At 73.3% G+C, this 14,758-nt stretch carries 13 protein-coding genes; 3 read left to right on the top strand and 10 right to left on the bottom strand.

Annotated elements, in window-relative coordinates; all coding sequences use genetic code 11:
* Nucleotides 1-126: 126 nt before the first annotated feature.
* The 4 genes from ACH47X_RS10720 to ACH47X_RS10705 all read right to left on the bottom strand — a co-directional run bounded on the left by ACH47X_RS10720 (nt 127) and on the right by ACH47X_RS10705 (nt 5,999).
* The gene (locus ACH47X_RS10720; protein WP_036969686.1) at nt 127-1,434 is read right to left on the bottom strand and encodes an MFS transporter; all 1,308 of its coding nucleotides are present in this window, start codon (nt 1,432-1,434) and stop codon (nt 127-129) included.
* A 331-nt stretch (nt 1,435-1,765) separates the two neighbouring features.
* Entirely contained in the window at nt 1,766-2,965 is a 1,200-nt protein-coding gene (locus ACH47X_RS10715; RefSeq protein WP_397404017.1) for a hypothetical protein, read from the bottom strand.
* A gap of 81 nt (nt 2,966-3,046) precedes the next feature.
* The gene (locus ACH47X_RS10710) at nt 3,047-4,552 is read right to left on the bottom strand and encodes a hypothetical protein (protein ID WP_397404015.1); all 1,506 of its coding nucleotides are present in this window, start codon (nt 4,550-4,552) and stop codon (nt 3,047-3,049) included.
* 226 nt (nt 4,553-4,778) lie between these two features.
* Nucleotides 4,779-5,999, bottom strand: coding sequence for a VIT1/CCC1 family protein (locus ACH47X_RS10705; RefSeq protein WP_397404013.1), 1,221 nt, complete (start codon nt 5,997-5,999; stop codon nt 4,779-4,781).
* Between the two features lie 130 nt (nt 6,000-6,129).
* Here ACH47X_RS10705 and ACH47X_RS10700 point away from each other — a divergent pair, with 130 nt between their 5' ends.
* Complete coding sequence (locus tag ACH47X_RS10700) at nt 6,130-6,744, top strand: ribonuclease H (protein WP_397404011.1); 615 nt, start codon at nt 6,130-6,132, stop codon at nt 6,742-6,744.
* A gap of 81 nt (nt 6,745-6,825) precedes the next feature.
* On the opposite strand, the gene ACH47X_RS10695 is transcribed toward ACH47X_RS10700, so the two are convergent.
* The 6 genes from ACH47X_RS10695 to ACH47X_RS10670 form a co-directional block, all read right to left on the bottom strand.
* Nucleotides 6,826-8,358, bottom strand: a complete 1,533-nt coding sequence (locus tag ACH47X_RS10695; RefSeq protein WP_397404009.1) for an adenylosuccinate lyase family protein — start codon at nt 8,356-8,358, stop codon at nt 6,826-6,828.
* A gap of 517 nt (nt 8,359-8,875) precedes the next feature.
* Nucleotides 8,876-9,016 carry a hypothetical protein gene (locus tag ACH47X_RS10690; protein WP_020017462.1) on the bottom strand — a complete coding sequence of 47 codons (141 nt, stop codon included), beginning with the start codon at nt 9,014-9,016 and terminating at the stop codon, nt 8,876-8,878.
* Nucleotides 9,017-9,267: 251 nt separating this feature from the next.
* Entirely contained in the window at nt 9,268-9,465 is a 198-nt protein-coding gene (locus ACH47X_RS10685; protein ID WP_397404007.1) for a hypothetical protein, read from the bottom strand.
* Between the two features lie 125 nt (nt 9,466-9,590).
* Nucleotides 9,591-10,472, bottom strand: a complete 882-nt coding sequence (locus tag ACH47X_RS10680) for a dioxygenase family protein (RefSeq protein ID WP_397404005.1) — start codon at nt 10,470-10,472, stop codon at nt 9,591-9,593.
* Complete coding sequence (locus ACH47X_RS10675) at nt 10,465-12,303, bottom strand: FAD-dependent oxidoreductase (protein WP_397404003.1); 1,839 nt, start codon at nt 12,301-12,303, stop codon at nt 10,465-10,467. The genes ACH47X_RS10680 and ACH47X_RS10675 overlap by 8 nt, the downstream gene beginning before the upstream one ends.
* A 64-nt stretch (nt 12,304-12,367) precedes the next feature.
* Nucleotides 12,368-13,348 (bottom strand): helix-turn-helix domain-containing protein, encoded by a 981-nt coding sequence (locus ACH47X_RS10670; RefSeq protein ID WP_397404001.1) that lies wholly within the window; start codon nt 13,346-13,348, stop codon nt 12,368-12,370.
* Between the two features lie 169 nt (nt 13,349-13,517).
* Between ACH47X_RS10670 and ACH47X_RS10665 the strand changes: the two genes are divergently transcribed.
* On the top strand, nt 13,518-14,225 hold the full coding sequence (locus ACH47X_RS10665; RefSeq protein ID WP_397403999.1) for a histidine phosphatase family protein: 708 nt from the start codon (nt 13,518-13,520) through the stop codon (nt 14,223-14,225).
* A 33-nt stretch (nt 14,226-14,258) separates the two neighbouring features.
* On the top strand, nt 14,259-14,750 hold the full coding sequence (locus tag ACH47X_RS10660) for a PH domain-containing protein (RefSeq protein WP_397403997.1): 492 nt from the start codon (nt 14,259-14,261) through the stop codon (nt 14,748-14,750).
* Nucleotides 14,751-14,758: the final 8 nt, after the last annotated feature.

Raw genomic sequence — 14,758 nt, 5'->3', positions numbered from 1 at the left:
GGCGCGGCCCCCGGGGCCCGGCGGCCCCGGGGGCGGGGGCCATCCATAACCCCCCCGGGGGGGGGGGGGCCCCCCCGGGCCCCGGGGGGCCCGGGGGCCCCCCCCCACGTCGAGGCGACGAGCGGGTCAGGGCTCCGGGTGCCGCGCGTCGTAGCGCCAGAACCGCGGCGTCAGCCGGACGATCACCCAGAGCAGCACCACGCAGGTGAGCCCGCCGGCCACGGCCGCCCAGCCCTCGCCGAACCAGGTCGCCTCGGCGCCGAGCACCATCTCGCCGAGGCGCGGGCCGCCGGCCACCACCACGATGAACACGCCCTGCAGCCGCCCGCGCATGTGGTCCGGGGTCGCGGTCTGCAGGATCGACTGCCGGAACACCGACGAGATGCTGTCGGACCCGCCCGCGAAAGCAAGCGCGATGCCGGCCGCGACCACTGCCCACATGATCGCGCCGTCCGGCGAGCCGCGGCCCACCAGCACCAGCACGAGGCCGAACGCGGCGATCGACAGGCCCCACGCCGTGATCGCCCAGACGATGATCTGCCCCTGCTTCCGCATGCGCGTGAGCCCGCCGGAGAACACGCTCGCCACGATGCCGCCGACGGCGAAGGCCGCCGCGAGCACACCCGTCGTCGTCTCGCCCCCGCCCAGGTAGATGACGCCGGCGGCCGGCCACAGCACCCGCGGGAACGACAGGACCATGGCGCAGATGTCGACGAGGAACGTGGTGCGCACATTCGGCTGGGTGGCGAGGTAGCGCAGGCCGTCGAGCACGGACCGCAGCCCGACGGCGCCGCCCACGCGGCTGCGGCCGTTCCCGGCTCCGCCGTCGACGCCCTCCGGCAGCACCGGCGGCAGCCGGAACACGGCCCACAGTGCGGCCAGGAACAGGACCATGTCCAGCGTGTACGCCCAGGCGTAGCCGAGCTGGGCCACGAGCAGCGCGCCGACCAGCGGCCCGCCGGTCAGCGCGACGTTCATCGAGAGCGACGACAGGGCGTTGGCCGCCGGCATGAGCTCCTTGGGCAGCAGCCGCGGGATGATCGCCGAGCGGGCGGGGTTGTTGATCGCGAACGCGGCGCTCTGCACCGCGACCAGGCCGTACAGCAGCTCCACGGACTCGACGTCGAGCCAGGCCTGCGCGGCGATGGCGGCCACGACCAGCCACAGCACCGCCGAGGAGACGAGCGACACCTTGCGCCGGTCGTAGTGGTCCACGAGCGCGCCGCCGTACAGGCCGAGCGCGACCAGCGGGACCAGCGAGAACAGGCCCAGGACGCCGACGGCGAGCGTGGACCCGGTCAGGGCGTAGACCTGCAGGCCGACCGCGACGATGGTCACCTGCGTGCCGATGTTCGAGATCGACAGCCCGAACCAGAGACGCCGGTAGTCCGCCGACACCTTCAGCGGGGTGGTGTCGGCGAGCAGGTTGCGCATGGTGCCCCGATCGTATGCCCGGGCAACGCGGCAGGGCGGTGCCGTCCCGTATGACGTTCACCGCACCGGCCGTGCCCGGACATGACAGAGCGGGCGCCCAGGTCACCCCCCGATGCCCTGAGCTCCCGCTCTGTTCTGTACGGTCCGTGAGCCGGGGCGCCCCCCAGCGGCGCCCCGACACCGGACTCGCGGTCCGCGGGCCGGGACGCCCCCCAGCGGCGTCCCGACCCTACGAACCTCCCGACCCGGACTGGTCGGTCCTCGTCACGAGCCCCTTGACAAGCTCGTCACCAGAACCACGCCCGGGTCGTTGTCGCCCGTCGATCCGTGGTCAGACCACGATCCGACGGCGACGGCTACGGAGCGCCAGGAGTCCCAGCCCCAGAAGGAGCGAGACCAGCGCAAGCTGCCCCGTGATCATGGGGCCCGTCTGGGCGAGGGTCTCGCCCGGTGCGGACACCGGCGTCACCTGCCCGTCGAGCCCGGAGGGTGTGCCGTCGAGGAGGCCTTCGCTCAGGCCGCCCGACAGGATCGTCCCGTCGTTGGTCGTCGGCACGACGACCGCCTTGTCACCCCAGCTGATGTCGACGCCACCGTCCGGGACGCCGTCGCCGGCCACCTGTTCGGACACCGGTCCGGCGTCCGGCGCGTCGTCCGCGCCGGAGATGACGGCTTCGGCCGCGGAGCCGGCGACCACGCCGACCGCGCCGAGCACACCTGCCGCGGCACCAGGCCGCTCGCCGGGGTACGTGCTCCCGGGGGCGAGGCCCGCGGGAAGATCTGTTCCGCGCTCGGGTCGCGGACCCGTCGCGAGCCCGCCCCGTCCGGGGCGGCCTTCCGCGCCCGGGGCGCCGGCCGCCGGTCCGTGGGACCCGGGGGTGTGGGACCCGGGCTTGTCGGTTCCGGGATCGTCGGTTCCCGGGTCGACGCCGGGCTCACCGGCGTCGGGGCCGAGGATCGGATCGAGGATGCCCGGACCGTCGGTACCAGGTTCGACCCCGGGTTCGTCGGTCCCGGGCCGGCCCGGCTCACCGGCGTCAGGCCCGTCGGTGCCCGGCTCCTCCGCACCGGGCTCGACGCCAGGCTCGTCAGTACCAGGCTCGCCGGTCCCGGGCTCTACGCCCGGCTCCTCCGCACCGGGGGGCAGGAGACCATCCAGAATCCCGTGGACGAGACCGTCCGCACCCAGCGTCCCGTCGACGACACCGGCGACGTCGCCGCGCACGAGCGCACCGGCGAGGCCGTCGTCGTCGACACGGGCCTCGGAGCCGACGTCCGCAACAGCGCCGTCGGCGGCCGCGCCGTCGACTGCCGCGTCACCGTCGACAGGCGCGCCGTCGACCACCGCGACGTCGGCCGCGACGGACGACGTACCACCGGTCGGGGCAGCACCTTCAGAGGCCCCGGGGGCTCCCTGGGCGACCGCGTCGCGCGGGGCGTCGGCTGCGGCGTAGGCCGCCGTGGCACCGACGACGACGAGGCCGCCTGCCACGAGCACCGTGTACAGCGCGCGTCGGAAGTTCTTGTCCATGGATCTCTCCTTGCCTGGCGTGGAGCCGACGGCACGTTCGCCGTCGGGTGGTACCGCGCACGAGTGCGCGGACCACCCAGGTCAGGCAGGAGAGACGGGGATGTCGGTGTAGCTGCTCGCGAGCTTCGCCCGCGACTCGTCGGCCGAGACGCGCCAGGTGCGCGCCCGGAAGATCAGCAGGGCGGAGAGCATCGCGAGGAGGTCGCCGCCGGGCACCTTGAGCTGCGGTGCGCCACCCAGGACGCCGCCGGCGCCCGACGCGGCCACCGCGGGGGCGAAGCCGCCGGCGGTGAGCGGGAGGCCGCCGCCGAGCAGGCCGGGCGCACCGGCCTCGACGACGCCCATGGCGCCCAGCGTCGGCGCGGTGTCGACGGCCGCCTCGGCGACCGGGGCCTGCACCAGGTCGAGCATCGCGTGCCGGACCCCGGCCGAGGTCCAGACCACGACACCCGCGGCGTCACCGGAGGCCTGCAGCTCCCCCGGGTACGTCGGCTCTGAGAGATCCTCGACCCGCTGGGTCGGGACCACGGTCACCGGCTCGCCCGGAGCGGCGGGCACGACGCCCGTGACCGGCGCGAGCGGCTCCACGACCGGGCTCAGCGGCTCGACCACCGGGGCGAGCACCTCACCCACGGGGGCGACAACCTCGCCGACCGGCGTGAGCACGGGCGACAGCGCGTCCGTGACCGGAGCGGTCACGGGCTCGAGTGCGCCCAGGACCGGGGCGGTCACGCCACCGACCACGTCGGTCACCGGCGAGACGATGCCGACCACGGGGGACAGCAGGCCGTCGGTCACCGGAGCCAGCGGCTCCGTGACCGCGCTCAGCACGGGCGCGAGCGGCGTCACGACCTGCCCGACCACGCCCGTCACCGGGGCGAGCACGTCGCCGAGCGGCTCGGTGACCGGCTTGACGGCAGCGCCGACCTGCTCCGTGACGGGCTTCAGGACCGGGTCCGCGACCTGCTCGACGACCTCGGCGACCTGCGCCACCGGCTTCTTCGTGATCTCCGTGACGGCCGCGCCCACGGGCTCGGTCACCGCCGTCCGGACCGGCTCGGTCACCGGGTCGAGCAGGCCGCCGGTCGCGGCCGCGACCTCGTCGACGGCCTTCGTGACGGGCTCCGTCACCTTCCCGGCCGACGACGGCGCGGGGCGGGCGGAGGCAGGCTGCACAGCCGTGGCGTCCACCGTCTTCCCGGTGCCGGCACCGGAGGCCGGCTCGGGCTGCTCCGCGGCGACCTGGGCCGCGGGGGCGGGCGCGGGAGCCGAGGGCTCCGGCGCGGGCGCGGGGGTCGCGGACCCCGGCGCGGTCGGCGTCGTCGCCGATCCGTCGCTGTCGGTGGTCGCCTGATCGATCCTCGCGACCGAGCCGAGCGCACCGGTGGTCCGCGCGACGGTCTGGACCGTCGCCTCCACCGTGTCGCCGAGCACCGAGCCGAGAGTCGGCCGGTCAGCGGCGTTCGAGGGCGCTGCGAGGCAGACACCGAGCGCGAGGCCTGCGGCGCCGAGCGTGAGGGTCCCGACGGCACGCACGACGAAGCGGCGGAGGTGGTCCCCCGTGCTCGTCAGCGCGTACCTCGACATCGGTCTCCAGCTCTCCGGCCCGCGGCGAACCGCTCAGCAGACATGCATACACATTTAATCTGCGGGGCGTTCCGAGGTTCGGCAACCACATGGCTGCGGTTTGCGGATCGAGAATATTGTGCTTGGGAACACGAGTATGTCGGAAGAGGCGCTATATCTCAGTCATTTCAGGGCATCCGGTGCTATCGGCGAGCCGCCCGGACCCCCTGGGGTGAACTCTCCGAAATCACCCGACCGTGGCCCCGAACACGAGGCCGAGCAGGTACGTCGCCGCCGCCGCGCCGAGGCCGATCGCGATCTGGCGCAGCGCCCGGGTGAGCGGCGAGGTACCGGACAGCAGCCCGACGACGGCGCCCGTCACCAGCAGCGCGATCCCGACCAGCGCCGTCGCGACCACCACCGCCGCGAGGCCGTCCAGCCCGAGCAGATAAGGCAGCACGGGAACGACCGCACCCGACGCGAAGAAGAGGAACGACGACACCGCGGCGCCCCAGGCGGTGCCGTGCGTCTCCAGGTCGTCCACCTCGGCTGCGGGCTCGCCCCCGGCCTCCTGATCAGCCCCGGCGGCCCCGGCCGCCGTACCCGGATCGGCCAGGAGCAGGCCGCGCCCCGCGGGCGCGACCGCGAGCCGGGCGAGCACGGCGTCGGCGTGGGCCGTCGCCTCCTCGGCGCCCATGCCGCGCGCCCGGTACACCAGCGCCAGCTCGTTCGCGTCGACGTCGAGGTGCGGCAGAGCGTCGTCGGCCGAGGGTGACGGCGACGACGCCTCGAGCAGCTCGCGCTGCGAGCGCACGGACACGAACTCACCAGCGCCCATCGAGAGCGCGCCGGCCAGGAGGCCCGCGAGGCCGGTGAGCAGCACGGTGCTCGTCGCGACGCCGGAGGCGCCGATGCCGAGCACGAGTGCGAGGTTGGAGACCAGCCCGTCGTTGGCGCCGAAGACCGCGGCGCGGAACGTGCCCGAGAGCCGGTTGCGCCCGCGGCTGGCCAGCGCGCGCACCACCTCCTCGTGGATCTGCTCGTCGGCCGCCATGGTGACGGTCGCATCGGCGTCGTGCGCGTAGGAGGAGCGGGCCTCGGCCCGCTGGGCGAGCGCCAGCACGAACACGCCGCCGAAGCGGCGGGCGAGGAACCCGAGGGCGCGGGTCCGCAGGTCGCCACGCACGGGCGCGCCGACGTCGGACCCCAGGAGCTCCAGCCAGTGCGACTCGTGCCGCTTCTCCGCGCGCGCCAGGGCGAGCAGGATCTCGCGCTCCTCGCCCGTACGCCGCCCTGCCAGGTCGCGGTAGACGGCCGCCTCGGCCCGCTCGTCGGCCAGCAGGCGGCGCCAGCGCCGGATGTCGGCGCGGGTCCGCGGGCGGGACGGGTGCAGCTCCTGCGCGCGCTGCGCGGGCGTGGGTGCGCTGCCGGGCGAGTGACGGCGGGGGTCGGACGGTAGGTGTGGCACGCAGCCATCATGCCCATGGATCGCCGGTCATGGGTTTCGTAGGGCCTTGGTCCCGGTTTCGCCGCCCCGAACTCACGATCGGGCGCCAGGTCCGGCCCGGCGTCCGGATTCTCGGGCAGAAGGATGCACAATGGACGCCGTGATCATCGTCAGCACGCACGGGTCGGCCGCGCCGGGCGGCGCGATCGGATGGGCGTGGATCAACCACGCGGGCGGGCAGTTCGACTCGGGCGGCGCGGCCCAGGGCAACGATCAGGTCGCGGCACTCTCAGCTCTGCTCCGCGCTATCGACGCGCATCCCGGCAGCGAGCCGCTGCTCGTGGAGTCCGGCTCGCAGTACGCCGTCCGGTCCGTGTCCGAGTGGTCGGAGGGGTGGAAGCGCAACGGCTGGCGCTCCCCCGCCGGCGAGCCCGTGCCGAACCTCGACCTGGTGCAGGACATCGACCGCGCCGTCACGGAGCGCACCGGGCCGGTCCGGTTCCACTGGGTGCGCGGTCACGTGGGCAACCCCTACAACGAGCGGGTCGACCAGCTCGCCGGGTTCGCCGCCGAGGAGTGGGCCGCAGGACGCGGCGGCGTCGGCGAGATGCTGGTGCCCGACGGCGGGATGATCCCCGACGCGGAGTTGCAGGGCGCGGGCCTCACCGGCGAGCCCCGGGAGAGCGCGGCACCCGTGACACGGCCGACCCCTGTCGTGACCGGGGCCGGCATCGGGCGCACGTGGGAGTCGGACACCCTCTTCTAGGGAACGCGAGCGGCCGCCCGGCCGACGCTCCCCGGGAACCTGTGGGGGAAGCGACGGCCGGACAGCCGCGAGGAGCGAGGGCTACAGGCCGACGAGCAGGAGCTCCTCCGGGGTCCGCGCTGCTGCGGCGACCCTGGTGCCGTCGACCGGGCGGACGACGTCGACGTCGTCCCCGGTTCTCGGCTCGGAGGTGGGCTCGTCCGCCGTGTCGCGGACGAAGAGCGGCACCGGCTTGGCCGTGCGCGCGCTGAACTCGAGCCGGTCGGCCACGGCGCGGGCGTGCTGCGCCATGTCGTGCGCGATCGTGATGCTCTCGCCGAGGTAGGCGCGCGGGTCGATCAGGCGGCAGATCTCATCGCGGTCGAAGTAGGCGCTGACCGTCGTGTTGCGCACCAGCAGGTCGAGGAACTGCTCGTCGCCGACGGCCGACTCCTGCGCCACCTCGTACACGACCTCGTGCGCGTTCTGGCGGCCGATGCGCTCGCCCAGCTCCATCATCAGCGACTCCGAGCCGATGAGGCCCTCGCTGAGGGCCAGGTTGGCGCGCATGCGCTGCTCGTCGAGCTCCAGCCCGTCGAGGATGACGTCCAGGCGGGTCAGGATGTCGCCGGCCAGGACAGTGGCGCGGGAGACCGTCGACTCCAGGAGGTCGGTCATGCCGCCGTTGGCCTCGTGGTCGTGCTGCATCGACTCGAGCGCGGGCGCCGCCAGCGCTCGGAGCTGCGCGCTCATCGACAGCAGGTCGAGGGCGAGCTGCGGGTTGCGCTTGTGGGGCATGGTCGAGCTGCCGACCGTGCCCTCGGGGATGGGCTCGAACGCCTCGCCGAACTCCGGCTGCATCATCGAGTAGATGTCCTTGCCGATCTTGCCGGCGGTGCCGGCGACCTGGCCCAGGACGAGCACCAGCTCGACGATGCCGTCGTTGATGGCGCGCGACGGGACCGGCATGGTGCCGAGCCCCAGGTGGTTCGCGACCCGGCGCTCGACCTCTCGCCCGGCGGGGCCGAACGACGCGAACGTGCCGACGGCGCCGCCCATGAGCACCCGGAAGAGCCGGTCCTCGAGGCGCTCGAGCCGGTCGGTGTGCGCCGTGAGCTCGTCGATCCAGACGGCGACCTTGAAGCCGAACGTGACCGGAACCGCGTGCTGGCTGTGCGTGCGGCCCGCCATCGGCACCGCGGCCGACGCCTCGGCCTGCTTGGACATGCCACGCAGCACCTTGGCGAGCAGGTCCTTGACCGCGCGGTGCGCGTCGCGCAGCACGAGCACGTCCGCCGTCTGGGTGATGTTCTGCGTGGTGGCGCCCCAGTGCACCCAGCCGCCGTATTCGCGGCCGACCACGCGCGCGAACTCCTCGATGAGCGGCATCAGCGGGTGGCTGGCCGACGCCGTCTCCGCCGCCACGCGGTCGAGGTCCAGCTTCTCGATCTGGGCGGCCCGGGCGATCGTCTCACCGGCCGGCTCCGGGATCAGGCCGACCTCGGCCTCCGCGAGCGCTAGTGCGGCCTCGACGTCGAGGCGTGCCTGGAATCGGTTCTCGACGCTGAAGAGGTGCGCGATCCCGGCGTCGGGAACGCGACCGTCCGTGAAGTGTCGAATCGATTCGCCATTCATCCCTGGTAACCCCACTCAGTTCTTGTGTCGTACGTGATCGGACGTGCTCTGCTGGGCCCGCTCCCCGTCTCGGGGCCGGGCTCCTTGCGAGTTCCCTGTTCCACGTCGTACCGGTCGCCGCGGGTCCTTGCCCGCCTGCGCACCGTGCCGAACTCGCCGTGTTTCATGCACCTGCATCAACGTGCCGTAACGCTTCCGCTCACCGAATTGTGGGAGAGGATGCGCGCCCCAGGCTAGCGGACTTGTTTCCGGAATGTAACGGGAGTGAGGTCGATCACATGAACCGGAAGTGAACTGCGGCCCCTCACCAGGCTTTCGACAGGGCCTTTCGGGGCGGGGGTGAACTTTGCGGACGCGGCATTCGTCTCGCATGCCGGACAGCCCGGCCGGGACGCCCCGCCGGCCCGGGCACGCCGCCGTCCGGGAACGCGGAAGGCCCGGCCGCGTCCGCCAGACATGGCGGTGCGGCCGGGCCCTCCGTCGTGGGCACTCGGACCAGGCGCGGACCTCGCTCGACTCAGCCCGCGCTGGCGTCGTCGGCCGGGGTCTCGCGTTCCTCGTGCAGGGACCCGTAGGTGTCGGTGACGCTCCGATGCACGAGCGTGGTCCGGCGAGGGTTGGCGATGGAGTGGTACTGGGCGTCGTCGGCGTCCGTCATGGGTCCTCCTCCGGTGCAGACTTACGGCTACGCTGCACGTGGCTCACCCGCTGATCTGCGGATCAACTATTTTCGTTGATACCGAGTCGCGTCGTCGACCCAAGTCGCTGTGACGTCGGACTCACCACGCCGTCAGATCCGCCCGGACCGCACCGACAGGTCATGGGGAAGAGCTGGAACCGCCCCGCCACCAGGATGGCGCCGACGCCGCCCACCAGCACCAGTGAGCCCCAGTCCCACGTGAGAACGCGTCAGCAGGTGGGACCCGAGCACGACGGCGACCGTCCGCGCCAGCGCGAACCGGTGGACGAAGGCCGTGCGTCGACCCGGTCGATGCCGCGGAGGGCCGCGAGGACGGCGGCCCGCGGCGGGGTGCCGACGGCGCCGGCGAGCTGGATCGGCGCGTACCCGCCCATGCCGACGTAGGCCTGCCGACCGACGCTCACCATGCCGCCGTGCCCGGCGCGCGGGCCCCAGGTGGTACCGAGTATCAGGGATACGAAGAACGTGCCCCCAGGCCCGACAACGCCCCCGGGGTCAGGACGTCGGGCACGACGACGGCGAGCCGGCCCGGTCAGTCCCCCGGGGCCAGGACGACGTCGAAGCGGGTGCGGGCCCAGGCGCCCTCGACCTCGCGGCCGCCAGGCGCCGGGGTGCCCGCCGGCTGCTCCTCGAAGTCCATGACGAGCGAGTCCTTGACACCGAACACCGAGTCCGACGCCAGCTGCTCGTCGCCGCGCACGAAGATGTGGGTCACCAGCGTGCGGAGCCCGGGCGCCGTCACCATGAAGTGCAGGTGCGCGGCGCGCATGGGCGAGCGGCCGGACGCGGCGAGCAGCGCGCCGACCGGCCCGTCGTGCGGGATCGGGTACGGCGTGGGTGTGACGCCCCAGAAGCGGTAGCCGCCGTCGTCGTCGGTGAAGAGGTGTGCGCGGCCGGAGGTGCGGTCGTCGCCGTACTGGACGTCGTAGAAGCCGTCCTCGTCCGCCTCCCACACCTCGATGCGCGCGCCCGGCACGGGGTTGCCCGCGGTGTCGGTGACCGTGCCCTCCACCCAGCACGGCTGGCCCGTGGCGCCGCCCGAGATGTCGCCGCCGTTATCGATGCGCGGCGCGTCGTCCACGAAGAACGGGCCGAACACCGTGGCCTCCGTCGCGTTCGCGTGGGCGGCGTTGTTGATCGCGATGGTCTGCATGGAGGCACCCAGCACGTCGGACAGCAGGATGAACTCCTGCCGCTTGTCGTCGGTGATGTGCCCGGCCGCGGTGAGGAACGCGATGCCCCGGTTCCACTCGTCCTCGGTGAGCCGCACCTCGCGCAGGAACGCGTGCAGGTGCCGGGTCAGGGACTGCATGACCGTCGCCAGACGCTCGTCGTCCGCGCCCGCGAACGACGCCGCGACCCGGTCGACCAGCTCCTGCTCGCGTGCCGACTGCTCGGCGTCGGGCTCAGCCATGCTGCCGGTCCCGGCCGAGGACCGACCGCAGGGCGTCGCCCAGGGCCACGGCCGGGTCGTCGGCCAGGGTCTGGGCGCGCCACGCGACGTGCGAGTCGGGGCGGACCAGGATCGCGCCCGACTCCTCGACGCCGCGCATCCTGGCCCAGTCGTAGTAGGTGTCGATGACGTCGCGGCCGGGCCCGATGACGACGGCCTCCAGCGGCACGCCGAGCTCCTCGGCGACCTTCGCGGCGGCGTCGGCCCACGCCTCGCCCGCGATGCCCGTGACCAGCGTGAACTGCCCGTACGGGACCAGGTCGTGCGTCGAGCGCTTGTGGCCGTGCACGTCGGCGACCCAGACGTGCGGGAACCGCGCGCCCGGCACCGTGGACTGCTTGTAGTAGAGCTCGGGGTCGCGCTCGTCCACGGGCTTGGGCGACCCGTCCGGCACGACGGCGGCGGACTCGTAGAACTGGCCCATGTCCACGCCGTGCGCGTTGAACTCGTAGTGCTTGAGGTCCATGGCCTCCACGAGCGCGGCGCGCTTGGCGGCACCCGCGGGGGTGTTCGCCTTGCGCTCGTCGATCGCGGCCTGCATCGCCTCCGGCGTCTCGGCGTCCAGGACCCCGAGCACCTCCATGAACCGGAACTCGCCGCCCGACTTGTTGGCGCGCAGCACGATCTGCTCGGCCACGGGGGCACGCTCGGCGGAGTAGGTGTCCAGCAGCGACGGCGCCGCCTGGCCGTTCAGCACGGCGGCGATCTTCCAGGCCAGGTTGTAGGAGTCCTGGACCGACGTGTTGGAACCGAGGCCGTTGCTCGGCGGGTGCCGGTGCACCGCGTCGCCGGCGCAGAAGACGCGCCCCTGCTGGAGGTGCGTCGCGTACATCTGGTTGTTGCCCCACAGCGAGTAGCCCGTGATCTCGACGTCCAGGTCCTCGACGCCCACGAGCTGGCGCACGATCTCGGCGGCCGCTGCGTCGTCGAGCTGCGGGGGCTCGCCCGCGATGTCGTAGCCCCAGACGACGAGCCACTCGTTCCACGGCCGCACCATGCGCACCAGCCCTGCGCCGATGCCGCCGACGTCGGATCCCGGCTGCAGCACCCAGTACAGGACCGACGGGCGGTGGCCCACGAGGTGCGTGAGGTCGGCCTTGAAGGTGATGTTCATGGAGCCGGCGATGTCCATCGCGCCCTCCATGGGCAGGCCGATGTCGGCGGCGACCTGGGAGCGGGCGCCGTCGCCGCCGATCAGGTACTTCGAGCGGATCGTGTACTCGGTGCCGGTGACGCGGTCGAGCACGCGGGTGCTGACACCGTCGTCGTCCTGCGTGTGGCCCAGGTACTCCGTGGAGAACCGCGTCTGCGCGCCCCGCTGGGCGGCGTTCTTCACGAGGATCGGCTCGAGGTAGGTCTGCGGGATGTCCACCGTCAGGGACGGCGAGGCGAGCCGCGCGTCCGCCTCGCGCGCGGGGTGCGTCTCCCAGGTGAGGATGCGGCCGATCTCCTCGCCCGCGATCGTCGTGCAGAACACCGTGTCGCCGACGAGCTCGTGCGGGGTGGCGTCCGCGAGCACCTGGTCCTCGATGCCCAGGTCGCGGAAGATCTCCATGGTGCGCTGGTTGGTGATGTGCGCGCGGGGCGTGTTCGCCGTCCAGCGGTACTTGGTGATCATGATGGTGCCGACACCGAGGCTGGACAGGAAAAGGGCCGCCGACGCGCCCGCCGGGCCGGAACCCACGACCAGCACGTCGGTCTCGACGACGACGTCGGGAGCCTCCGGGGTCGGGCCGGTCACGGTGTGGCTGGGCAGTGCGGTCTCGGTCTGACCGTCGTCGAACTCAGGCATGCGCACAGGGTGCCGTGCGCCCCGACCTGGGAAAAGGCCTGGCCATGAATGTCGGCGGAAAGTATCAAGCCCTGGCCGTGAGGGCGTACCGGCGGGCCTCCGACGGCGACATGCCCGACTGCTCCCGGAACACACGGGAGAACTGCGCGGCCGACGAGAACCCGCAGCGCAGGCCGATCGCCTCGACCGTCTGCTCCGCGTACGACGGCATGCGCAGCATGCGGCTCGCCATCTCCACGCGCCGCCGGGCGATCAGCCGCGGCACGCTCGTACCGTGCTCCGCGAGCACGCGGGAGAGCTGCCGCTCGCTGAGGCCGATCGCGTCGGCGATCCGGCGCGCCGACATCGTCGGGTCCCGCAGCCACTGCCGCACGTACCGCTCGGCCGCGGCGAAGTGCGCGCCGGCGGCCTGCGATGCCTCGGGCTCGGCCAGCACCGCCGTCACCAGGTCGAGCGCGGCGTCCTCGTCGGCCACGCCGTCGCCGTCCGGCCCGACAGCGCGCGCGACGAGCTCCGCGAGGGCCGCGGCGTAGGGGTTGGCGTCCGGGTCGGCGCCGGGGGTACCGAAGTCGATCACCCGGGCGGGGCGCGGCATGGTGCCGCCCGCGGACCGGAACACGTCGTACGGGACCTTCATCGCGAGCTCCTCCAGGCCCTGGGAGAACCCGCGCAGGAACGGCCGGTCGGCGTCGCACACCAGGAGCTGGCCCGGGCGCAGCCGGCGGATGCCGTCGTCGTGCTGGAAGTACGCCTCGCCCCGGAGCGTGAAGTACAGGGCCACGGACTCCGTGGGGCGGGCACGCACCGTGCGGGCCGTGCGCTCGACGGCGTGCGGGCTGGCCTCGACGTGGGCCAGGTGCAGCCGGTCGAGCTGCAGGTTCGCCTCTGACGCCTCCAGCGCCGCCTCCTCGGGCATGCGGCACCGCAGCGCCACCAGGGCGTCGGCGTTGTGCTCCTCCCACAGCTCGATCCGCCGCGCCGCGGGCACACCTCGCGTGGAGAAGCGGTCGACGGCGCCGCGCGACGCCGGGGTGGCACGGCTCACAGAGCCCACAGTAGGACGCGGCACCCGGCGCGCACCAGGATCAGTGGCGCCGGCCCGGCGTGTTGTCCGCGGCGTGTTTGGCCAGGTCAGGGGGTGTTCCTTGACGGAGCACGCCGCCACGCCGGTCGCCAGGGGTGCGGACGGGTCCCGGACGCAGGATGCTCGTCCCATGTCCGACGAGACGATGCCGCCGCCCCTGCGGCCCCCGAGCAACCCGCAGCTCGTGCTGCTCCGGCACGGGCAGACCGAGTGGAGCGCGAGCGGCCAGCACACCGGACGCACCGACCTGCCGCTCACGGAGGCCGGCGAGCGGCAGGCCCGGTCCGCCGGCGCGACGCTCGCCGACTACGAGTTCGCGGCCGTCCTCACGTCCCCGCGTGAGCGCGCGCGGCGGACGGCGGAGATCGTGGGCCACCCCGGCGCCGTCGTCGACGAGGACCTGGCCGAGTGGGACTACGGACCCGTCGACGGCCGCACGTCGCGCGACGTGTCCGAGCTGCTGGGCCGCGACTTCGAGATCTTCGAGGACGGCGTGCGGGTGCTGCCGCCGTCGGCCGACCACGGCGACGGACGCCCCGGCGAGACGCTGGACCAGGTCGCCGTGCGCGCGGCGCGGGTGATCACCCGGGCGGAGCAGGTGCTCGGCGGTTCGGGGTCGGACGGCGGTTCAAGGTCGAACGGCGGTTCAGGGGCCGGGACCGGCGGCCACGTGCTGCTGGTGGCGCACGGGCACCTGCTGCGGGTGCTCGCCACGGTGTGGCTCGGCGTCGACCCGCGGTTGGGCGCCCGGTTCGAGCTGGGCACGGCCGCCGTCTGCCTGCTGGGGTACGGGCACGGCCTGCGCACCATCGAGGGATGGAACCTTGCCGCACAGTAGATCCAATTGGCCCAGTAAGGCAGTATTCGCGGCATGAGGGAAGAGCACCTCGCCGAAGGCGAGACCATCGTGATGCAGCTCCGCACTCACCCGAAGAAGGTCGTCAAGCCGATCCTGCTGCTCCTGCTGCTGATCGCCGTACTGATCGCGATGTGGGTGCTGCCGCTGCCGATCGACCCGGTCGTGCTGTGGGTCGCGACGGCGCTCCTCGTGGTGCTCGGCCTCGTCGCGTCCGCGGGCCCGTTCCTGCGCTGGCGCACCACGCGCTACATCATCACCAACCAGCGGGTCGCGCTGCGCACCGGCATCCTGACGCAGACCGGCCGCGACATCCCGCTCTACCGGATCAACAACGTCACGTTCGAGAAGCAGCTCAGCGACCGGATCTTCGGCTGCGGCACCCTCGTGATCTCCGACGGCACCGACCAGCCGGGCATGGTGCTCGACGACGTGCCCGACGTCGAGCAGGTGCAGCGCACCCTGCAGGACCTGGTGCGCCAGGGACAGCAGCTCAGCGACGACTGACCCCGAGC

Origin of the sequence: Promicromonospora kroppenstedtii, assembly GCF_044389675.1 — a bacterium.
Taxonomy (GTDB): domain Bacteria; phylum Actinomycetota; class Actinomycetes; order Actinomycetales; family Cellulomonadaceae; genus Promicromonospora; species Promicromonospora kroppenstedtii.
Note: the sequence above shows the minus strand (reverse complement) of the source record. Positions and strands in the feature narration are given on the sequence as shown.